At 72.5% G+C, this 24,846-nt stretch carries 1 protein-coding gene; it reads right to left on the bottom strand.

The genetic code is table 11. The features are described 5' to 3' along the window. Window positions 1–40: 40 nt before the first annotated feature. Window positions 41–24,808, bottom strand: coding sequence for a type I polyketide synthase (locus KHP12_RS00720; protein ID WP_211831236.1), 24,768 nt, complete (start codon window positions 24,806–24,808; stop codon window positions 41–43). Between the last annotated feature and the right edge of the window lie 38 nt (window positions 24,809–24,846).

The following is a 24,846-nucleotide window of genomic DNA, read 5'->3' as shown; positions in this document are numbered from 1 at the left end:
CCAGCCCCTTGAAACACTCTGTGAGTTCCAGCTCGCCACGTCAGGACATTCCGAATTCGTCGTCAATGAGTTTGAAGATCTCGTCGGCGGTGGCCGATTCGATCTCGCTGTCGTCATCCGCGTCGTCGTCCAGCGCCGTCGCGGTGCCGGACACCGGCCCGGTGCCGCCGGCGGACCACTTCGCCACCAGGCCCTGGAGCCGCTCCATGACCCGGCGTTGCGTCTCGCTGTCGGAGTCGAGCGCCGACAGGGTGGATTCCAGCCGGTCGAGTTCTCCGAAGACGGGCTCGGTCGCGGGCCCGTCCGCGGGGGTGACCTCTTCCCGCAGGAATCGTCCGAGTGACACCGGGGTCGGGTAGTCGAACACCAGGGTCGCCGGCAGCCGCGTTCCGGTGATCGCGTTGAGCCGGTTGCGCAGCTCGACGGCCGACAGGGAGTCGAAGCCCAGGTCCTTGAAGGCGTGTCCGGGTTCGATCGCCTGCCCCGACGCGTAGCCGAGGACGACGGCCACCTGGTCGCACACCAGCTCCACCAGGATGCGCTCGCGCTCCGTCTCGGACTTCCCGGCCAGGTGCTGCTTGAGCTCGGTGGCCGGGTCGGCCGTGGTGCTCGCGGCGCCCGACTCGGCGGTCCGGCGCGCGGGGGCCCGCACCAGTCCGCGCAGCAGCGGGGGTACCGGCTCGCCCACCGACGCCATGTCCATCGTCATGGGCACCAGGACGGCACCGTCGAGATCGCGGGTCGCGTCGAACAGCGCGAGCCCGGCCTCGGGGGTGAGGGCGACCATGCCGGTCCGGGTCATGCGGCTGACGTCGGCGTCGGCCAGCTCGGTGGTCATGCCGCCGTCCTGCGTCCACGGCCCCCAGACGAGCGAGGCGGCCGGGAGCCCCGCGGCCCTGCGGTGCTGGGCCAGGGCGTCCATGAACGCGTTGCCCGCCGCGTAGTTGGCCTGGCCCGAGCCGCCGAACGTACCGGAGACGGAGGAGTACAGGATGAAGGCGGCGAGGTCCAGGTCGCGGGTGAGCTCGTGCAGGTGCAGCGCGGCGTCCACCTTCGGACGCAGCACCTTGTCCACCCGCTCCGGCGTCAGCGACTCCACCACACCGTCATCCAGCACACCCGCCGCATGCACCACCGCCGACAGCGGATGCTCCGAACCGATCCCCGCCAGCAGCTTCTCCACCGCGGCCCGGTCGGCGACATCACACGCCACCACCCGCGCCTCGGCACCCAGCCCGGCCAGCTCCGCCACCAACTCCGCCGCACCCGGCGCCTCCACGCCACGACGACTCGTCAGCACCAGACGCTCAACCCCGTGATCCACCACCAGATGACGGGCCAGCAACGCACCCAGACCACCCGTACCACCCGTGATCAGCACCGTCCCCGGACCATCCAGCGTCCGCGGGATGGTCAGCGCCACCTTGCCGGTGTGCCGGGCCTGGCTGATGAAGCGGAAGGCGTCGGGTGCCCTGCGGACATCCCAGGTGCGCACCGGCAGCGGCCGCAGTACCCCGCTCTCGAACAGGGAGATCAGGTCGCTCCACATCTCATGGATGCGGTCGGCTCCCGCCTCCATGAGGTCGAACGCCCGGTAGGAGACTCCGGTGTATTCGGCGGCCACCTCGTCCGGGATCCGGATGTCGGTCTTGCCCATCTCCAGGAACCGTCCGCCGCGCGGCAGCAGACGCAGACCCGCGTCCACGAACTCCCGCGCCAGCGAGTCGAGCACCACGTCCATACCGCGCCCGCCGGTGACATCGAGGAAGCGCTTTTCGAAGTCCAGCGTCCGCGACGACGCGATGTGCTCGTCGTCCAGACCCAGCGACCGCAGGGTGTCCCACTTGCCCTCGCTCGCCGTGCCGAAGACCTCGGCCCCGAGGTGCCGCGCCAGCTGGAGCGTGGCCATGCCCACACCACCGGCCGCCGAGTGCACCAGCACCGACTGGCCGGGCTGGAGACCTCCCAGGTCCACCATGGCGTAGTAGGCCGTCAGGAACACGATGGGGGTGGAGGCCGCCTGCTCGAACGTCCAGTCCTCCGGGACCCGGGCGACAACCCTCCGGTCGGTGATCGCGACCGGGCCGAACGACCCGCTGAAGATGCCCATCACCCGGTCGCCGGGGGTCAGGTCCGTCACTCCGGTGCCGACCTCGGTCACGATGCCGGCGCCCTCACCACCGAGCGGCCCGGCCTCTCCGGGGTACATCCCCAGGGCGTTGAGCACATCGCGGAAGTTCATCCCCGCCGCGCGCATCTCGACCCTGATCTCGTTCTCGCCCAGCGCTTCGGTGACCTCGGGGCAGGGCAGCAGCGCCAGGTTCTCCAGGGTTCCCTTGGCGTGCATGTCCAGGCGCCATTCGCGTATGCCCGCGGGGGGCAGCAGCGCGGTGCCCGAGGAGACCCGCGCCATGCGCTGGCCGAGCACCGTGCCCTCGCGGACCACGGCCTGCGGCTCGTCGCCGGCGAGCACCGCGCGCAGTGCCGCCTTGGACGCCTCGGCGGGCTCCTGTGGGTCCAGGTCCACCAGGACGAAGCAGTTCGGATTCTCCGACTGCGCGGACCGCACCATGCCCCACAGGGGTGCGTGGATCAGGTCCGGGGTCTCGTCGCGGTCCTCGGTCGCCATGGCGCCCGACGTCACGAAGACCAGTCGGGAGGAGTCGAACCGGCGGTCGCCGAGCCAGCCCTGGATCATGCCGAGCGTGTGGTGCGTCACCGCGTGGATGGCGCCGGCCGGCTCCAGTCCCCGCTTGGCCTTGCTCTTGCCCTTGGCCTTGCCCTTCGCCTTGCTCCTGGGCTTGCCCTGAGCCGCCTCGTCGTCGAGGCCCGGTGCGTAGGAGACCAGCACGGCCTCCGGGGCAGCGGCGCCTCCGTCGATCGCGGCGCCCAGCGCGTCGAGATCGGCGTAGGCGGTCACCTCGGCTCCGGCGATCGCGCCGGCGGCCAGTCCGTAGTGGTCGGTGCCCACCACGGCCCACTTGGCCGTTGCCGCCTCGGCCGGAGCGACGGCCGGAACGGCGGTCCAGTCCAGCGTGAACAGCGAGTCGCGGAACGCCGACGTCCTGGCCGAGTCGATGTGTTCCACCGACACCGGGCGCAGCACGAGGGATTCGATCGACGCCACCGGGCGGCCGGTTCCATCGGCCACCGCGAGGGAGATGGAATCCGGTCCGAGCTGGGTGAGCCGCACCCGCAGGGTGGACGCGCCACCGGCGTGGAGCGACACCCCGCTCCAGGAGAACGGGAGCCGGGAGAGGCCGACGTCCTCCAGGGCGACGAAGGTCACCGCCTGTACGGCGGCGTCCAGCAGCGCCGGGTGGAGGCCGAAGTCGGCCGCGTCCGACGCGTGCTCCTCACCGAGGCCGACCTCGACGTAGACCTCGTCGCCGGAGCGCCAGGCGGCCCGCAGGCCCTGGAACACCGGGCCATAGGCGAAGCCGGTGGCGGCGAAGCGCTCGTAGAAGTCGCTGATGTCCAGGGCTTCCGCATCCGCCGGGGGCCATGCGCTCAGGTCGAACGACGGCTCGGGGCCGGCCGGGGCGAGCGCACCGGCCGCGTGCTGCGTCCACGGCTCGTCCGAGGGCGCGTCGGCCGGGCGGGAGTACAGGCTGAGCGAGCGGTAGCCCGTCTCGTCCGTGTCACCCACCCAGAGCTGCACCTGGACCGGTTCGTTCTCGGGCAGGACCATCGGGGTGGCCAGGGTGACCTCCTCGACCCGGCCGCTGCCGACCTGGTCGGCGGCGCGAATGGCCAGTTCGAGGAATCCGGTCCCGGGGAACAGGGCCATGCCCCCGATCGCGTGGTCGGCCAGCCACGGCTGACTCTGCACCGACAGCCTGCTGGTGAACAGGAATCCATCGCTGCCCGCCAGCTCGACTCCGGCACCCAACAGCGGGTGGTTGGGAGAGCTGAGCCCGGCGGAGGCGACGTCCCCGGTGATCGGGCCGGGTGCCTTCGGCCAGTAGCGCTGACGCTGGAAGGCGTAGGTGGGCAGTTCCACCCGCCGCGCATCGCGTCCGGCGAACGCCGTCGACCAGTTCACGGTGGTGCCGTGAACGTGGAGTTCGGCCAGCGCCGTCATCAGCGACTGCGTCTCGGGGCGGTTCTTGCGCAGCGCGGAGACGAGGGTGAGAGTGCCTCCGGCCTCGTCGGCCGTCAGGCAGTCCTGGGCCATCGCGGTGAGCACACCGTCGGGGCCCACCTCCAGGAACGAGGTCACCCCGAGCTTCTCCAGGGCCCGTACCCCGTCCGCGAAGCGCACCGCCTCCCGCACATGCCGCACCCAGTAATCCGGCGAGCAGACCTCGGCCGCTCCCGCCGACGCGCCCGTGAGGTTGGAGACCAGAGAGATCGACGGTGCCTGGAAGGACAGGCCCGCGACCACGTCACGGAAGTCGTCCAGCATCGCGTCCATGCGCGGCGAGTGGAACGCGTGGCTGACCCGCAGCCGGCGGATCTTACGACCCTGGCGCTCCCACTCCCCGGCGATCTCCAACGCCGCTTCCCGGTCACCGGCGATGACCACGGCCGTCGGGCCGTTGACCGCCGCGATGCTCACCTCGGCCTCACGACCGGCCAGCGACCCTGCGATCTCCTCCTCCGACGCCTGCACCGCGACCATCGCGCCGCCCTCGGGCAGCGCCTGCATCAACCGGCCACGCGCCGCGATCAACGTGCAGGCGTCCTCCAGGGAGAGCACCCCGGCCACGTGGGCCGCGGCGACCTCTCCCACCGAGTGGCCGATCAGTACGTCCGCGGTGACGCCCCAGCGCTCCAGCAGCCGGAACAGCGCCACCTCGATGGCGAACAGCGCCGGCTGGGTGAACGCCGTCTGATCCAGCAGCTCGGCGTCCGCGCCGCCCTCGGCGGCGAACATCACCTCCCGCAGCGGCCGGTCGAGCAGCACATCGAGATACGCGCACACCTCGTCCAGGGCGCGGGCGAACACCGGGAAGGCGCCGTACAGCTCCCGGCCCATGCCGAGCCGCTGCGCACCCTGACCCGAGAACAGGAACGCCGTCTTACCGGCCGTGCCCACGGATCCCTGGACGACTCCGGGGACTGTGGCACCCGAGGCGATGGCGTCGAGACCGCTCAGCAGTCCCTCCCGGTCGCCGCTCAGGAGCACGGCGCGGTGGTCGAAGGCGGACCGGGTGGCCGCCAGCGAGTAGCCCACGTCGTCGAGGTCGAGTTCGGGGTGGGCCGCCACGTAGTCGTGAAGGTTCCTGGCCTGGGCACGCAGCGCCTCGGCGCCCTTGCCGGTGACCGTCCAGGGCAGTGCCTCCGAGCCGGTCGAGGAGGTGTCGTCCGTACGGACCCGCTCGGCCGCCTCCAGCTCCTCCGGCTCCGGAGCCTGCTCAATGATGGTGTGGGCGTTGGTGCCGCTGATGCCGAACGAGGAGATGCCCGCCCGGCGCGGCTCGCCGTTGTCCGGCCACGCGGTCGACGCGGTCAGCAGCCGGACCTCGCCCGCCGACCAGTCCACATGCGGCGTGGGCTCATCGACGTGGAGCGTCTTGGGCAGCACGCCCTCGCGCATGGCCATCACCATCTTGATGATCCCGGCGACGCCCGCGGCCGCCTGCGTGTGGCCGAGGTTCGACTTGATGGAGCCCAGCCACAGCGGCTGGTCCTCCGGCCGCCCCTGGCCGTAGGTGGCCAGCAGCGCCTGCGCCTCGATCGGGTCACCGAGCCTGGTGCCGGTGCCGTGCGCCTCGACCGCCTGTACCTGGTGGGCGGCGAGGTCCGCGCTGGCCAGCGCCTGGCGGATCACCCGCTGCTGCGACGGGCCGTTGGGCGCCGTGATGCCGTTGGAGGCACCGTCCTGGTTGATCGCCGAGCCGCGCACGATGGCCATCACCGGGTGACCGTTGCGCCGCGCGTCCGAGAGCCGCTCGAGCAGCAGCACACCGACGCCCTCGGACCAGCCCGTGCCGTCCGCCGACGCGGCGAACGCCTTGCACCGCCCGTCCGACGACAGCCCCTTCTGGCGGCTGAAGTCCACGAACGACCCCGGGCTGGACATGATCGTGACACCGCCGGCCAGCGCGAGGGAGCACTCGCCCTGGCGCAGCGACTGCACGGCCATGTGCAGCGCCACCAGCGACGACGAGCACGCCGTGTCCACCGTGACGGCCGGTCCTTCGAGGCCGAAGGTGTAGGAGATACGGCCCGAGACGACGCTGGCCGCGTTGCCCGTTCCGAGGTACCCATCCGGTCCGCCCGGGGCGGTCAGCAGCAGGCCGATGTAATCCTGGCCGTTACTTCCCGCGAAGACACCCGTCCGGCTCCCCTTGAGCGACGTGGGGTCGATGCCCGCCCGCTCGAACACCTCCCACGAGGTCTCCAGCAGCAGCCGCTGCTGCGGGTCGATGGTCAGCGCCTCGCGCGGGGCGATCCCGAAGAACGCCGGGTCGAACTCGTCGGCGTCGTAGACGAAGCCGCCGCCGCTCGCATAGCTGGTGCCCGAGTTCTCCGGGTCCGGATCGTAGAGGTCATCCAGATTCCAGCCACGGTTGGTCGGGTAGGCGCTGATCACGTCGCTGCCCTCGGAGACCAGTCGCCACAGGTCCTCCGGAGTGCGCACCCCGCCGGGGAAGCGGCAGCTCATGGACACGATCGCGATCGGGTCGTCGTCCACGACCGTGCCCGTCACCACCGGCAGGTCATCGGCCGGCGCGGGCGCGGTGCCCACCACCTCACCGAGGATGAACCGGGCGAGCACCGTGGGCGTCGGGTAGTCGAAGGCCACGGTGACCGGCAGATTCACACCGGCCACCGTGCTCAAGCCGTTCCGCAGCTCCACGGCGGTCAGCGAGTCGAACCCGATGTCCCTGAAGGCCCGGTCCGGCTCCACCGCGTCGGCGCTCGGGTACCCGATCACCTCGGCGGCGTGCGACCTGACGAGGTCGAGCACCTCCGCCTCGCGTTCGGCGGCCGACAGCCCTTCGAGGCGCTCGGCCAGCCCGGAGAGGGCCGCACCGAGCTCGGTCTCCGCCGCCTCCAGGGCCTCCCGCACCTCCGGCAGTTCGTTCAGCAGGGGACGCGGCCGGGCCGAGGCGAACCCGGGGGCGTAGCGCTCCCAGTCCACATCGGCGACGGTGACGTCCACCTCGTCGTGGTCGAGCGCCTGCTGGAGGGCGTCGACGGCGAGTTCGGGCTCCAGCGCCGGCATACCGCGCCGCTTCAGCTGGGCCGCGGTGGCGTCGTCGACCAGACCACCGCCGCCCCAGGCGCCCCACGCCACCGAGGTGGCCGCCAGCCCCTGGGCCCGGCGCTGCTGCGCCAGGGCGTCGAGGAAGGCGTTCGCGGCGGCGTAGCTGCCCTGACCGGCGCCACCGACGGTTCCGGCGTACGAGGAGAAGAGGATGAACGCGGACAGGTCCAGGTCCTGGGTCAGCTCGTGGAGGTTCACCACGGCGTCCACCTTGGGCCGGAAGACCCCTTGCGTCCGGGAGACGGTGAGGGTGTCGATGAGGCCGTCGTCCAGCACACCGGCCGCGTGCACCACCGCGGTCAGCGGGTACTCCGCGGGCAGCCCGTCGAGGACCTCCCGCAGGGCGCCGCGGTCGGCGGCGTCACAGGCCGCGACGGTGACCCGCGCGCCCAGTGCGGTCAGCTCGTCCCTCAGCTCCGCCGCGCCGGGCGCGTCGAGGCCGCGGCGGCTGGTCAGCACCAGGTGCTCGGCACCGCCACGGGCGAGCCAGCGGGCGAGGCGGCCGCCGAGGGCGCCGGTACCACCGGTGATCAGGATGCTGCCGCGAGGCTCCCAGGTACGGACCGGCCGGGTGTCGCCCAAGGGCGCCCGGACGAGCCGTCGGCCGAAGACCCCGGAGGCGCGCACCGCGACCTGGTCCTCGTCACCGGAGCGCCCGATCAGGCCGACCAGGCGGTTGAGCGCCCGCTCGTCGATCGCGTCCGGCGACTCGGGCAGGTCCACGAGACCGCCCCACCGCTGTGCGTACTCCAGGCCGACCACCCGGCCCAGACCCCACACCAGGGACTGCTTGACGCTGCCGACCCGGTCGGAGCGGCCCACGGACACGGCTCCGGTGGTGGCGAGCCACAGCGGCACATCGATGTCGATGTCGCTCAGCGCCTGGACCAGTGCCACGGTCGCGGCGAAGCCGCGCGGAATGCCCGAGTGGCCGGCGAGCGCCTCCTCGTCCAGCGCGAGCAGGGAGAGCACTCCGTCGATCGCGGGCGTTGCCTCCTGCCCGGATCCGTCCGTGGTGGGCGTGTTGGGCGCCGCGGCCCGCAGGAGCCCGGCCAGCGAGGACCGCTCCGGCTCCGTCTCGTCCAGGTCGACCCGCACCATACGGGCACCGTGGCGCTCCACGTCCCGCGCGATGCGCTCCGCCAGTTCACGGGCGCTGTCGACCGGCGGGACGACGACCGCCCACGTACCGGTGATCGGGGCGCCCTGCTCCAGGTCGGAGCCGGACGACGACTGGTCGATGAGGGGCTTCCAGTTGATCCGGTAGCGCCAGTTGTCGACCGTCGAACGGTCACGCCTGCCTCGCCGGTACGACGACAGGGCGGGCAGCACCGCGCTGAGCGGCGCCTCGCCGTCGAGATCCAGGGTCTGCGCCAGCCCTTCGAGGTCCTCACGCTCGACGGCCTCCCAGAACCGGGCGTCCACCGAGTCGGCCTCGGACGCGGGGCCGTTGCCGAGCCCGCCGTCCTCGGCCGGCTGCGGCCAGTACCGCTGCCGCTGGAAGGCGTAGGTCGGCAGCTCGACCTGACGGCCGCCCTGCCCGGCGAATACCTTCCGCCAGTCGACGTCGGCCCCGTTGACATGGAGTTCGGCGATCGAGGTCAGGAACCGCTCCGGGCCGCCTTCGTCGCGGCGCAGCGTGCCCACGACCACGGCCTGGGCCCCGGCGGCCTCGACGGTCTGCTCAACGGGAAGGGTGAGCACCGGATGCGGGCTCACCTCGATGAACACACCGTGGCCACTGCCGAGCAGGGTACGGGTGGTGGCCTCCAGCTCAACGGTCTGCCGCAGGTTGCGGTACCAGTACTCCGCGTCCAGACCGGCGGTGTCCATCAGCTCACCGGAGACCGTGGAGTAGAACGGCACCTCCGAGGAACGCGGCGCGATGTCCGCCAGGACCTCCAGCAGCTCCTCGCGGATGGCCTCCACGTGTGCGGAGTGCGAGGCGTAGTCCACCGGAACCCGGCGAACCCGGACATCCTCACCCTCAAGCCGCGCGACCATCTCGTCCAGCGCCCCCGGATCACCGGACACCACGACCGAGCCGGGGCCGTTGACCGCCGCGACGGATATTCCACCGTCCCAGGCGGCGATGCGGTCCTTGACCTGGTCGACCGGCAACCCGACCGACACCATGCCACCACGGCCGGCCAGACCCGCGGCGATGGCCTGCGAGCGCAGGGTCACCACCTTCGCGGCGTCCTGGAGCGAAAGCGCACCCGCCACACAGGCCGCCGCGATCTCGCCCTGGCTGTGACCCATGACGGCATCCGGCTCAATGCCGACCGAACGCCACAGCTTCGCCAGCGACACCATCACCGCGAACAGCACCGGCTGGACCACATCCACCCGGTCGAATCCGGGAGCGCCCTCGGCGCCACGCAGCACCTCGGCCAGCGACCAGTCCACGTAGGCCGACAGGGCCGTCTCACACTCGCCGATCGCCTCGGCGAACACCGGCGAGGACTCCAACAGCCCCACCGCCATGCCCATCCACTGCGCCCCCTGGCCGGGGAAGACGAACACCGAACGGCCCGGCTCCTCGACGGCGCTCGCGCGGACCACGCCCGGTGCCTTGGCGCCCTCGGCCACCGCCGCCAGGCGCTCCAGGAGCTCCTCTCGGCCGGTTCCGGTCACCGCGGCCCGGTACTGGAACGCGGACCTGGTCGTCGCCAGGGAGTGGGCCACATCGGCGGCCCTCAGCTCCGGGCGCTCGGCCACGAACTCCCGCAGCTGCTCGGCCTGGGCCAGCACCGCGTCGTTGCTCTTGCCCGCCACGACCCACGCCACCGGGCCGTCTGCCACCTCGGTCTCGGCGGTCTCGTCCGCCTCGACCTCCGGAGCCTGCTCCAGGATGGTGTGCACATTGGTGCCGCTCATCCCGAACGCCGACACACCCGCACGCCGCGGATGCCCGGTCTCGGGCCACGGCCTGGCCTCGGCCAGCAGCTCGACGTCGCCCGCCGTCCAATCGACGTGCGGTGAAGGCTCGTCGAGGTGCAGGGTCTTCGGCAGCACGCCGTGACGCATCGCCATCACCATCTTGATGACGCCGCCCACGCCCGCCGCCGCCTGCGAGTGGCCGATGTTCGACTTGATGGCGCCCAGCCACAGCGGCTGGCCCTCGGGGCGGCCCTGGCCGTAGGTGGCCAGCAGTGCCTGCGCCTCGATCGGGTCACCCAGGGTGGTACCCGTGCCGTGCGCCTCCACCGCGTCGACCTCGGCGGCCGACAGGCGGGCGTTCGCCAGCGCCTGCCGGATGACCCGCTGCTGCGAGGGGCCGTTGGGCGCCGTCAGGCCGTTGGACGCGCCGTCCTGGTTCACCGCGCTGCCCCGCACCACGGCGAGGACGGGGTGGCCGTTGCGGCGGGCGTCCGACAGCCGCTCGAGGACGAGCATGCCCACGCCCTCGGCCCAGCTGGCGCCGTCCGCGGCGGCCGAGAACGGCTTGCTGCGGCCGTCGGAGGCGAGCGCGCGCTGCCGACTGAACTCGACCATCGACATCGGGGTGGACATCACGGTCACACCGCCGGCCAGCGCCAGCGAGCACTCGCCCTGGCGCAGCGCCTGCCACGCGAGGTGCAGGGCGACCAACGACGACGAGCACGCGGTGTCCACCGTCATGGCGGGCCCTTCGAGGCCCAGGGTGTAGGAGATGCGGCCCGAGAGCACGCTCGGCGAGACACCGGTGCCGACCAGGCCCTCGACGCTCTCCTGGGATCCGGCGAGGACACCGCCGTAGTCCTGGTAGGTCACACCGGCGAAGACGCCGGTCTGGCTGCCCTTCGTGGAGACCGGGTCGATACCGGCCCGCTCCAGCGCCTCCCATGAGGTCTCCAGCAGCAGTCGGTGCTGCGGGTCCATCGAGATCGCCTCACGCGGCGAGATCCCGAAGAACGCCGGGTCGAACTGGCTGGCATTGTGCAGGAAGCCACCTTCCTGCGTGTAGCACTTGCCCGGCTCGTCCGGGTCCGGGTCGTAGAGGTTCTCGATGTCCCAGCCGCGGTCCGTCGGGAAGGGGGAGATGCCGTCCCGGCCCTCGGCGACCAGGTTCCACAGGTCCTCCGGAGTGGCCACCTCTCCGGGGTAGCGGCAGCTCATCCCCACGATCACGATCGGATCGTCGTTGGCCGCCACCGCGACCGGCACCGGCACCAGCGCGCCGGTCCGCGCGCCGAGCACCTCGGCACGGGCGAACTTCGCCAGTTCGGCGGGGGTCGGGTAGTCGAACACGGCCGTCGCCGGGAGGCGCAGGCCCGTGGCCTTGCTCACCCGGTTACGGAATTCGACGGCGGTCAGCGAGCTGAAGCCGAGGTCCTTGAACGCCTGCGATCCCTGGACCGCGTCGGCCGAGGAATGTCCCAGCACCGCCGCGACATGCGTGCGGATCACATCGAGCAGTACCCGGTCCTGCTCGGGCTGGGAGAGCCCGGTCAGCCGCTCTCGCAGCGCGGCGAGCGGTCCGGACTCCGATCCGGCGGCGCGCTTGGCGGTGCGTCGTGTGGTTTTGCGCCGGCGGGCGGGCTTGGCGGACGCCTCCTCGACGGGGGTGTCGGTGGCCGCCTCGGCGGAGGTGGTGGTCTCGACCGTATCCGACGCCGGGATCTCCGGCTGCTCCGTGGCGACCTGACGCAGCGTCAGTGTCTCGGCGGAGAGCACGGCTTCGCCGGCTCCGTCGACCGCGGCCAGGGAGAGGGTCTCCGGACCGGTGCGGGCGAGCCGCACGCGCAGCGCGGAGGCACCGGAGGCGTACAGCGACACCCCAGCCAGGCTGAACAGGATGCGGCCGCGCCCCACGCCGTCCAGCACTCCGAGGCCGAGCGACTGCAGCGCCGCGTCCAGCAGGGCGGGGTGCAGCCCGAACCGCTGGGCGTCCACGACGGACTCCTCGGCCAGGCTGACCTCGGCGAACACCTCGTCATCGCGCTGCCAGACGGCTCGCAGGCCACGGAAGGAGGGTCCGTAGACCAGGCCGTCGTCGGCGAGCAGCTCGTACAGGCCGTCCACCTCGACGCGCTCGGCGCCGGGCGGGGGCCATGCGGCGGAGTCGAAGCGCACCGCTCCTTCGCCGGTCGCGGCGTCGTCCGGCTCCGGGGCGAGCACACCGCTGGCGTGGCAGATCCACTCGTCCTCGCCCAGCGGCTCGGCCGCCCGTGAGTACATCTCCAGCGAGCGGGTGCCGGACTCGTCCTCCTCACCGAGGACGAGCTGGATCTGGACGCCGCCCCCTCGGGGGAGGACCAGCGGCGCCTGGATGACGAGCTCTTCCACTTGGCCGAGGCCGACCTCGTCACCGGCGCGGATGGCCAGTTCGACGAGGGCCGTGGTGGCCAGGACCGCCTCACCGCGCAGGACGTGGTCCGCCAGCCAGGGCTGGGTGTGCAGCGAGAGCGTTCCGGTGAACACCAGGCCGTCGGCGCCCGCGAGCGGGACGGCTCCGCCCAGCAGCGGGTGGTCGGCCGGGTCGAGGCCGAAGGCGGCGGCGTCTCCCGCCGCGACACCGGGCTCCAGCCAGTAGCGCTGGTGCTGGAACGCGTAGGTCGGCAGGTCCACGCGGCGGGCGCCGCGCCCGGCGAAGAAGGCCCGCCAGTCGACGGTTTCGCCGTGGACGTGCGCCTCGGCGAGGGCCGCGACGAGTGCCTGCGTCTCGGGGCGGTCCTTGCGCAGCACCGGAACCAGCAGCGGGGCCGGTGTGTCCTGGGCCGCGATGTCGTCGACCGGTTCGGTCAGGCAGTCCTGGGCCATGGCGGACAGTACGCCGTCCGGGCCCACCTCGATGTACGCGGTGACGCCCTGCGCTTCGAGGGTCCGCACCCCGTCGAGGAAGCGGACGGTCTGCCGCACGTGCCGCACCCAGTACTCCGGCGAGCACACCTCTTCGGCACCGGCCTGCTCACCCGTGACATTCGAGATGAACGCGATGGACGGGCCGTGGTAGGTGAGCGTCCCCGCGACCGCGCGGAAGTCGTCCAGCATCGCGTCCATGTGCGGGGAGTGGAAGGCGTGGCTGACCCGCAGTCGGCGGGTCTTGCGGCCCCGCTCCGCCCACTGTTCGGCGATCTCCAGCGCCGCTTCCTCGTCACCGGCGATGACCACGGAGGTCGGGCCGTTGACGGCCGCGACGCTCACCTCGGCCTCACGACCGGCCAGCGACGCCGCGATCTCCTCCTCCGACGCCTCGATGGCGACCATCGCCCCACCGGCCGGCAGGGCCTGCATCAGACGGCCACGAGCCGCCACCAGCGTGCAGGCGTCCTCCAGCGAGAACACCCCGGCCACATGGGCGGCGGCGATCTCACCGATGGAGTGGCCGATCAGCACATCCGAGGTGATGCCCCAGTGCTCCAGCAGCCGGTACAGCGCCACCTCGACGGCGAAGAGGGCGGGCTGGGTGAACGCCGTCTGGTCCAGCAGTTCGGCGTCCGCACTGCCCTCGGCCGCGAATATCACATCCCGCAGCGGCCGGTCAAGCAGCACATCGAGGTGTGCGCACACCTCGTCCAGGGCGCGGGCGAACACGGGGTGGGCGTCGTACAACTCCCGCCCCATGCCGAGGCGCTGGGCACCCTGACCGGTGAACAGGAACGCGGTCTTTCCGCGGGCGGCCGCCAGCCCCTGGACGATGCCGGGGGCGTCGTCGCCCGCGGCGACGGTCTCCAGGCCGCGCAGCAGCGTCTCGCGTCCGGTGCCCAGCAGCACCGCGCGGTGCTCGAACACCGACCGCGTGGCGACCAGCGATTCGGCGATGTCCAGAACGCCGGACTCGGCCCCTTCGAGCAGGTGGGCCCGCAGCCGTGCGGCCTGGTCGCGGAGGGCTTCCGAGCTCCGGGCGGAGAGCACCCAGGGGGCCATGCCCCGGTCGTCGGCGGGTGCCGCCGGAGCGGACTCCGCCTCGTCCGGGAGCGGGGCCTGCTCGATGATGGTGTGCGCGTTGGTACCGCTGACGCCGAAGGCCGAGACACCGGCCCGGCGCGGCTGCCCGGTCTCGGGCCACGCGGTGGCCTCGGTCAGCAGCCGCACTTCACCCGCCGACCAGTCCACCTCGCGCGACGGCTCGGCCACGTGCAGCGTCCGCGGCAGCACCCCGTGCCGCATCGCCATCACCATCTTGATCACACCGGCCACACCCGCGGCGGCCTGCGTGTGGCCGATGTTCGACTTGATCGATCCGAGCCACAGCGGCAGGTTCTCCGGGCGCTCCTGTCCGTAGGTGGCCAGCAGCGCCTGGGCCTCGATCGGGTCACCCAGCGTCGTTCCGGTGCCGTGTGCCTCGATCGCCTGGACGTCGGCGGGCGTCAGCTGGGCGTTGGCGAGGGCCTGGCGGATCACCCGCTGCTGGGACGGGCCGTTGGGCGCCGTCAGACCGTTGGACGCACCGTCCTGGTTGACGGCCGAACCCCGCACGATCGCCAGCACCTGGTGACCGTTGCGCCGGGCATCCGACAGCCGCTCCACGAGCAGCATGCCCACACCCTCGGACCAGCCCGTGCCGTCCGCGCCCTCGGCGAACGGCTTGCACCGGCCATCCGGCGCCAACCCACGCTGACGGCTGAACTCCACGAAGGCCACCGGGCTGGTCATCACGGTGACGCCACCGGCGAGCGCCATGGAGCACTCGCCCTGGCGCAGGGCCTGCGCGGCCTGGTGCAGGGCGACCAGAGACGACGAGCACGCGGTGTCCACCGTCAGCGCGGGTCCCTCGAGGCCGAGGGTGTAGGAGATACGGCCCGACACCACAGAAGTGGCACTGCCGGTCAGCAGCTGCCCTTCCAGCCCCTCGGGGATCTCGCTCAGCCCCATTCCGTAGCCGGAAGTCGCGGCTCCCACATAGACGCCGATCTGGCTGCCGCGCAGGGACGCCGGGTCGATACCGGCCCGCTCGAACGCCTCCCACGACGTCTCCAGCAGCAGCCTCTGCTGCGGATCCATCGCAAGCGCCTCACGCGGCGAAATCCCGAAGAACGCCGCGTCGAACTCGCCCGCCCCGTCCAGGAACCCACCCTCGCGGGCGTAGAACGTCCCCGAACGGTCCGGATCGGGGTCGTACATCCCCTCGACATCCCATCCACGGTCGGAGGGAAAGTCCGTGATGGCGTCCGTACCGGCCGCCACAAGGTTCCACAGCTCCTCCGGACTGCGCACACCGCCCGGGAAGCGGCAGCTCATCCCGACGATCGCGATCGGATCGTCATCCACCCGATCCACCACCGCCGACGGCACGGCCACCGCACCCCGCGTACCCAGCACCTCGGCACGCAGATAGCCCGCCAGCACCGCGGCGCTCGGGTAATCGAAGACCAACGTGGCCGGCAACACCAACCCAGTCTCCGCGTTCAGCCGGTTACGGAACTCCACCGCCGTCAACGAGTCGAAACCCAACTCCTTGAACGCACGCGCGGGCTCCACCGACTCCGCGCCCGCGAAGCCGAGGACCGCGGCGGCGTGGGCGCGCACCAGGTCGAGCAGGGTCCGGTCGATCTCGGCCTCGGTGAGCCCCGCGAGGCGTTCCCGCAGTGCGGAGCCGGTGCCGGTGCCTTCGGTGTTTCCGGCGTTCGCCAGCGCCCGCTGGACCTCGGGCAGGTCGCCGAGGAGCGGGCTGGGCCGCCCGATGGTGAACGCGGGGGCGAATCGCTCCCAGTCCACGTCGGCGACCGTCACCACACCGTCGTCGCCCGCGACCGCTCCCTGTAGTGCGGCGATCGCCAGGCCCGGCGCCATGGTGGGCAGACCGCGGCGCGCCAGGTGGTCGCCCTCGTCTCCGGCCGCCATGCCGCCTTCGGCCCAGGGGCCCCAGGCAACGGCGGTGCCGACAAGGCCCCGGGCACGGCGGTCCTCCACCAGCGCGTCCAGATAGGCATTGGCCGCACCGTAGGCGGCCTGGCCACCACTGCCCCACACACCGGCGATCGAGGAGAACACCACGAACGCGTCGAGCTCGCGGTCGCCGAGCAGTTCGTCCAGGTTGACGGCGCCCGCCACCTTGCCGGAGACCACGGCGGCGGCGTCGGCCAGCCCGGTCTCGGCCAGCGGCGCGGCCGCGTTGGCGCCCGCCGCGTGGACCACCGCAGTCAGCGGAAGCTCCTCCGGCACGGCGTCCAGGACCGCGGCCAGTTGCTCACGGTCGGACACATCGCAGGCCGCCACGGTCACCCGGGCGCCCAGGGCCTCCAGCTCCTCGCGCAGTTCGGGCGCGCCCGGCGCCTCGATGCCACGACGACTGGTCAGCACCAGGTGTTCGGCGCCATTGCGCACCAGCCAGCGGGCCACCTGGCCGCCGAGCGCGCCCGTACCACCGGTCACCAGCACCGTGCCACGCGCCCGCCACGTCGTCCCGTCGGCGGTCGGCGCGGCCGAACGGGTCAGGCGGCGTGCGAACACTCCGGAACCGCGCACCGCCACCTGGTCTTCGGCGGTCTCGGCGGCCAGCACACCGGCCAGCCGCGCGACCGCACGCTCGTCCAGGGACTCGGGCAGGTCGACCAGACCGCCCCACAGCTGCGGCAGCTCCAGCGCGGCCACCCGGCCCAGCGCCCACACCATCGACTGCGTCGGGTGGCTGAGCCGTTCGGAGCGGCCCACCGACACGGCGCCGCGCGTACCGCACCACAGCGAAGCCTCGATGCCCGCGTTCGCCATGGCCCGCACCAGCGTCAGCGTCAGGGCGAGACCGTTGGTCAGCGCGGGGTGTTGCGGGCAGGGCTCCTCGTCCAGGGCGAGCAGCGACAACACGCCACCCAGGGCGGGCGCGTCGGCCATCGCCCCGCGCAGCCGCTCCCCCAGCGCCTCGGTGTCGAGGTCCCGTTCGCCGGCCACCAGCGACACCGCGGCCGCGCCGTGCCGCTCGAGCCCGGAGACGACCTCCGCCACCAGCTCGTCCTCGGCACGGGCCGCCGGAACCACCACCAGCCACGTCCCCGACAACGACCCCTCGGCCGCATCCGGAACCGGCTTCCACACCACCCGGTAGCGCCAGTTGTCGATCGTGGACTGGTCGCGCCGGTTGCGGTGGTACGTGGACAGCGCGGGCAGCACCGCGCTCAGCGGCGTCTCGCCGTCGACGTCGAGCGTCTCGGCGAGCGCTTCGAGGTCCTCGCGCTCGACCGCCTCCCAGAACCGCGCGTCCACCGAGTCCACGGCGCCCGGCGCGTCCCAGCCGCGCAGGGAGAGGGACACCTCGGGCCAGTACCGCTCGCGCTGGAACGCGTACGCCGGCAGCTCCACCATCCGCGCGCCGCGCCCGGCGAACACGGACTCCCACTCCACCGAGGCTCCGTGGACGTGGAGTTCGGCCAGCGCCATCGTCAGCGCCTGGGCCTCGGGACGGTCCTTGCGCAGCACCGGCACCACGGCCGAGGCCGCGGCCTGGTCCTCCGTCAGACAGTCTCGCGCCATCGCGGACAGCACACCGTCGGGGCCGACCTCCAGGAACCTGGTGACGCCCTGGGCGGTGACCGCCCGCATTCCGTCCGCGAAGCGCACGGCCTCGCGCACATGCCGCACCCAGTACTCGGGCGAGCACACCTCGTCCGCGTCCGCCGCCTCGCCCGTCACATTCGAGACCAGGGCGATGGACGGCGCCTGGAAGGACAGGCCGGAGACGACGCCACGGAAGTCGTCCAGCATCGCGTCCATGCGGGGCGAGTGGAAGGCGTGGCTGACCCGCAGCCGGCGGGTCTTGCGGCCCTGCTCCGCCCACTGTCCGGCGATCTCCAGCGCCGCCGCCTCGTCACCGGCGATGACCACGGCGGTCGGGCCGTTGACGGCCGCGACGCTCACCTCGGCCTCACGACCGGCCAGCGAACCGGAGATCTCCTCCTCGGAGGCCTCGATGGCGACCATCGCGCCACCCTCGGGCAGGGCCTGCATCAGACGGCCACGCGCCGCGACCAGCGTGCAGGCGTCCTCCAGCGAGAACACCCCCGCCACATGCGCGGCGGCGATCTCACCGATGGAGTGACCGATCACCACGTCCGGGCGGACGCCCCAGTGCTCCAGCAGCCGGTACAGCGCCACCTCGACGGCGAAGAGCGCGGGCTGGGTGAAGGCCGTCCGGTCCAGCAGCTCGGCGTCCGCGCCTCCCTCCGCCGCGAACACCACCTCCCGCAGCGGACGGTCCAGCACCACATCCAGATGCGCACACACCTCGTCCAGGGCGCGGGCGAACACCGGGAAGGCGTCGTACAGCTCCCGCCCCATGCCCGGGCGCTGCGCACCCTGACCCGAGAACAGGAACGCCGACTTGCCCCCCGTCACGGCCTGCCCCTGGACGGCTCCCGAGGCGATTCCGCCCTCCGCGACGGCCCGCAGGCCACGCAGAAGGGTCTCCCGGTCCTCACCCACCAGCACGGCACGGTGCTCGAACACCGTCCTGGCCGCCAGCGTGTGTCCGGCGTCCAGCACTCCGATGTCTTCCCGCCCCGCCAGATGCCCGTACAGCCGCTCGGCCTGCGCCCGCAGCGCCTCCCGGCTCTGCCCGGAAACCAGCCACGGCACCACGGCCGCCGACACCGACGTCTCGGGTCCGGCCACCTCGGAGGCCACGGCCTCTTCCAGGTCGGGAGCCTGCTCGATGATGGTGTGCGCGTTGGTTCCGCTCAGTCCGAACGAGGAGACACCCGCCCGGCGCGGCTGACCCGTCTCCGGCCACGCGGTGGCCTCGGTCAGCAGCCGCACCTCGCCCGCCGACCAGTCCACCTGCCGCGACGGCTCGTCCACGTGCAGCGTCCGCGGCAGCACGCCCGCGCGCATGGCCATCACCATCTTGATGACCCCGGCCACGCCCGCGGCGGCCTGCGTATGACCGATGTTGGACTTGATGGCGCCCAGCCACAGCGGGCGGCCCTCCGAGCGGTCCTGTCCGTAGGTCGCGAGCAGCGCCTGCGCCTCGATCGGGTCACCCAGCGTCGTCCCCGTGCCGTGTGCCTCCACCGCGTCCACCTCGGCGGCGGACAGTCCGGCGCTGGCCAGGGCCTGCCGGATCACCCGCTGCTGGGACGGGCCGTTGGGCGCCGTCAGACCGTTGGACGCACCGTCCTGGTTGACGGCCGAACCCCGCACGATCGCCAGCACCTGGTGGCCATTGCGCCGGGCGTCCGACAGCCGCTCCACGAGCAGCATGCCCACACCCTCGGACCAGCCCGTGCCGTCCGCGCCCTCGGCGAACGGCTTGCAGCGGCCATCGGGTGCCAGCCCGCGCTGGCGGCTGAACTCCACGAAGGCACCCGGTGTCGACATCACCGACACACCACCGGCCAACGCCAGATCGCACTCACCCTGGCGCAGCGCCTGTGCCGCGAGGTGCAGCGCCACCAGCGACGACGAACACGCCGTGTCCACCGTCATGGCCGGCCCCTCGAGGCCGAACGTGTAGGAGATGCGCCCGGACACCACACTGGCCGCGCTGCCCGTGCCCACATGGCCGCCGAAGTCCTCGGGGGCGTCGAGCATGATCGTGGAGTAGTCCTGGCCGTTGGTGCCCACGAACACACCGGTCCGGGTACCGCGCAGCGAGGCCGGTTTGACGCCCGCGTACTCGAACGCCTCCCACGACGTCTCCAGCAGCAGCCGCTGCTGCGGGTCCATGGCCAGCGCCTCGCGCGGCGAGATCCCGAAGAAACCGGGGTCGAACTGGGGCGCCCCGTAGAGGAATCCGCCCTCGCGGGCGTAGAAGGTGCCCGGGTGCTCGGGGTCCGGGTGGTACATGCCCTCGACGTCCCAGCCACGGTCGCCGGGGAACCCGGCGATGGCGTCGCCGCCCTCGGCCAGCAGTCGCCACAGGTCCTGCGGGGTCTCGACGCCACCGGGGAAGCGGCAGCTCATCGCCACGATCGCGATGGGGTCGTCGTCATCGGGCCGCACGCGGTCCGCCACCGCCGAGGTGGCCGCCGCCGCGTGGGCCCCGCCCAGCTCCCGCCGCAGGTGGTCGGCGAGCACATCGGCGGTCGGGTAGTCGAAGATGAGCGTCGCGGGCAGGCTCAGGCCGGTGGCCAGGTCGAGCCGGTTGCGCAGCTCGATGGCGGTGAGGGAGTCGAATCCGAGGTCCCGGAAGGCGCGGCCCGGCTCGACGGACTCCGCCGAGAAGTGGCCGAGAGCCGAGGCCGCGTGGGTGCGGATGAGGTCCAGCAGGAGGAGGCGCTGCTCCTCGTCCGGCCGTCCGGCCAGCTGGTCCCGCAGCTCGTGGCCCGGTGCCGACCGGCCGGTGGTCCCGGCCATGTCGGTCAGGAGTTCGCGCGCCTCGGGGATGTCGCTGACGAGGGCGGTGAGGCCCGCGCTCAGCAGCGAGGCCATGCCGGTCCAGTCGATGTCGGCCACGACCAGCGCGGCCTCGTCCTGGCTCGCGGCCCAGCCCAGCGCGTCCACGGCCAGCGGGGGAGCCATGGGGGGCAGTGGCCCTCCGCGCATCCGCTCCCCGGCGCGGCCGTTCGCGGCCATGCCGCCGTCGGCCCACGGGCCCCAGGCGACCGCGGTGGCGGCCAGGCCCTGGGCCCGGCGCTGCTGCGCCAACGCGTCCAAGTGGGCGTTGGCCGCCGCGTAGGCGGCCTGGCCCGCACTGCCGACGACACCGGCGAACGAGGAGAACAGCACGAACGCGTCGAGTGACAGTTCCGCGGTCAGCTCGTGCAGGTGCCGCGCGCCCTCGACCTTCGCGGCCAGCGTCCCGGCGAGCCGGTCGACGGTCAGGCCGTCCAGCACACCGTCGTCCAGAATGCCCGCCGCGTGCACGACCGCGCTCAGCGGATACCGCTCCGGGATGGCGGCCAGTACCGCGGCGAGGGCATCGCGGTCGGCGGCGTCGCAGGCCGCCACGGTCACCGCGGCGCCCAGTTCCTCGAGTTCCGCCGTGAGTTCGGCGGCCCCTTCGGCCGCCGGGCCACGACGGCTCGTCAGCACCACGTGTTCGGCGCCCTCGCGCACGACCCAGCGCGCCACGTGCGCGCCCAGAGCGCCGGTGCCACCGGTGATCAGCACCGAGCCCCGGGGTCGCCACGCGCGTTCGGCCGACTCGTTGCCCACCGTGACGCGGTGGAGGCGCCGGGCGTACGCTCCGGAGCCGCGCAGCGCCACCTGGTCCTCGCCGCCTTCGGCGGACAGCGCCCACGCCAGCCGCGCGGCGGCGCGCTCGTCCAGGGTCCCGGGCAGATCGACCAGGCCGCCCCAGATCCGCGGGTGCTCCATGGCCGCCACCCGGCCGAGACCCCATATTTCCGCCTGCACGGTGCTGTCGAGCTGGTCGGAGCGGCCCACCGACACGGCACCCCGGGTGCCGCACCACAGCCGGGCCTGGATGTCCGCCTCGGTCAGGGCCCGCACCAGCATCAGTGTCAGCGCGAGGCCGCGGGAGACCTCCGGATGCTCCGTGCAGGGCCGCTCGTCCACGCCCACCAGGGACAGCACACCGCCGATCCCGGACGGATCGGTGGCGATCTCGCGCAGCCGTGCGGCCAGCGCGCCGGGGGCGAGGTCGGCCTCGTCCGCCACCACGCGAACGACGTCGGCGCCGTGCCGCTCGAGCGCGGCGGACGCCGACTCCGCGAACGCGTCGTCGACACCGGAAGCGGGGACGACCACGAGCCACGTCCCCGACAGCGTGGCCGCGGGGGTCTCCGAGACCGGCTTCCAGGAGATCCGGTACCGCCAGCCGTCGACCGTGGCCCGGTCGCGCTGCCGGCGCCGGTACGAGGACAGCGCGGGCAGCAGCTCGCCGAGCGAACCACCGCCGTCGACGTCCAGCGCCTCGGCCAGCGCCTCCAGGTCCTCGCGCTCCACCGCGTCCCAGAACCGCGCGTCCACGCTGTCCCCGGCGGAACCGCCGGACACCGCGCTCGAGCCCTCCAGCCAGTAGCGCTGACGCTGGAAGGGGTACGTCGGCAGCTCGACCTTGCGGGTGCCCCGCCCGTCGAAGACCTGCTCCCAGTTCACCGTCACACCGTGGACATGGGCCTCGGTCAGCGCGGTCACCAGAGCCTGTGCGTCGGGGCGGCCCTTGCGCAGGACCGGTACCACGACCGGAGCCGAAGCCGACTCTCCCGTCAGGCAGTCCCGCGCCATCGCCGAGAGCACGCCGTCGGGGCCCACTTCGAGGTAGGCGGTGACGCCCTGGGCCGCGAGGGAGCGCATGCCGTCGGCGAAGCGCACGGCCTCCCGCACATGCCGCACCCAGTACTCCGGCGAGCACATCTCGTCTGCCGCGACCGGCTGCCCCGTGACGTTGGAGACCAGCGCCAGGGTGGGGGTCTGGAAGGACAGCCCCCGCACGACACGGCGGAAGTCGTCCAGCATGGCGTCCATGCGCGGGGAGTGGAAGGCGTGGCTGACCTTCAGCCGACTCGTCTTGCGTCCTTGTTCCGACCACTGGGCGGCGATCTCCAGCACAGCGGCTTCGTCACCGGCGATGACCACGGCGGTCGGGCCGTTGACGGCCGCGACGCTCACCTCGGCCTCACGGCCGGTGAGCGATCCGGAGATCTCCTCCTCGGACGCCTGCACCGCCACCATGGCGCCGCCCTCGGGCAGCGCCTGCATCAGCCGGCCACGGGCGGCCACCAGCGTGCACGCGTCCTCCAGCGAGAACACCCCGGCCACATGGGCCGCGGCGATCTCACCGATGGAGTGGCCGATCAGCACATCCGGGGTCACGCCCCAGTGCTCCAGCAGCCGGAACAGCGCCACCTCGACGGCGAACAGCGCGGGCTGGGTGAACGCCGTCTGATCCAGCAGCCCGGCGTCCGCGCTCCCCTCCGCCGCGAACACCACCTCCCGCAGCGGACGGTCCAGCACCGTGTCCAGCCGCGCGCACACCTCGTCCAGCGCCTGGGCGAACACGGGGTGACGGTCATACAGCTCCCGGCCCATCCCAAGGCGCTGCGCGCCCTGGCCGGAGAAGAGGAACGCCGTCCTGACGTCCGTCCCCGCAACGCCTTGGAGCACGCCAGGAGCGACCTCGCCCGCGGCGACGGCTTCGAGTCCGGCGAGGAGTTCCGCACGGTTCGCACCCGACACCGCCGCGCGGTGGTCGAACATCGACCGTGTGGCCACCAGCGAATGGCCGACATCCGGCGCGCTCAACTCGGACCGCTCCAGCAGGAACGACCTCAGCCGCCCGGCCTGGGCCCGCAGAGCGTCCGGGCCACGACCCGACAGCAGCCACGTGGCCACCCCCGTGTCACCGTCGGAAACCGGGCTTTCCTCGGCCTCCTCCTCAACCGGCGGCGCCTGCTCGATGATGGTGTGCGCGTTGGTGCCGCTGACACCGAAGGCCGAGACACCGGCCCGGCGCGGCTGCCCGGTCTCGGGCCACGCGGTGGTCTCGGTCAGCAGCCGCACCTCACCCGCCGACCAGTCCACCTGCCGCGACGGCTCGTCCACATGGAGGGTCCGCGGCAGCACCCCGTGCCGCATCGCCATCACCATCTTGATGACCCCGGCGACACCGGCGGCGGCCTGCGTGTGACCGATATTCGACTTCAGCGCGCCCAGCCACACCGGACGGCCCTCCGGGCGGTCCTGCCCGTACGTCGCCAGCAGGGCCTGCGCCTCGATCGGGTCACCCAGGGACGTACCGGTCCCGTGTCCTTCCACCACGTCCACATCGGACGGGGCCAGTCGGGCGCTCGCCAGCGCGTCGCGGATGACCCGCTGCTGCGAGGGGCCGTTGGGCGCCGTCAGACCGTTGGACGCACCGTCCTGGTTGACGGCCGAACCCCGCACGACCGCCAGCACCTGGTGACCGTTGCGCCGCGCGTCGGACAGCCGCTCCACGAGCAGCATGCCCACACCCTCGGACCACCCGGTGCCGTCCGCCGCGTCCGCGTACGGCTTGCACCGGCCGTCAGGGGCCAGACCGCGCTGCCGGCTGAACTCGACGAAGGCGGCCGGGCTGCTCATCACGGTGACGCCACCGGCAAGCGCCAGGTCGCACTCGCCCTGCCGCAGCGCCTGGACCGCCAGGTGCAGCGCGACCAGCGACGAGGAACACGCCGTGTCCACCGTGACCGCGGGTCCTTCAAGACCGAAGGTGTACGAGATACGACCTGAGACGACGGAGGTCGACGTGCCCGTCAGCAAGTGGCCTTCGACATCCTCCGGGAACTCGTCGACGTCCGCCCCGTAGCCCGAGGTCGAGGCCCCCACGAAGACACCGCCCCGACGGCCCTTCACCGACCCCGGAGCGATGCCCGCCCGTTCGAAGACCTCCCATGAGGTTTCCAGCAGCAGCCGCTGCTGCGGGTCCATGGCAAGGGCCTCGCGCGGGGAAATCCCGAAGAAGTTCGCGTCGAACTCGGCCGCGTCGTGAAGAAATCCACCCTCACGGGAGTAGAACGTGCCCGAGCTCTCGGGATCGGGGTCGTACATCCCGTCCACGTCCCACCCGCGGTTGGACGGGAAGTCGGAGATGGCATCACCACCGTCGGCCACCAGCCGCCACAAGTCCTCGGGGCTCCCCACACCGCCCGGGAAACGGCAGCTCATCGCCACGATCGCGATGGGTTCCTGCTCTCCTGCCTCCAGCTCGCGCAGGCGTTGGCGCGTTTGGTGCAGATCTGCTGTTACCCGCTTGAGATAGTCCCGAAGCCTATCTTCGTTCACCATGAAAACCTTGCCTATTACGAGTCATAGAAGACTGAAGA

The organism is Streptomyces asiaticus (assembly GCF_018138715.1).
GTDB lineage: Bacteria > Actinomycetota > Actinomycetes > Streptomycetales > Streptomycetaceae > Streptomyces > Streptomyces asiaticus.
This window is presented reverse-complemented; position numbering and strand designations above follow the sequence as displayed.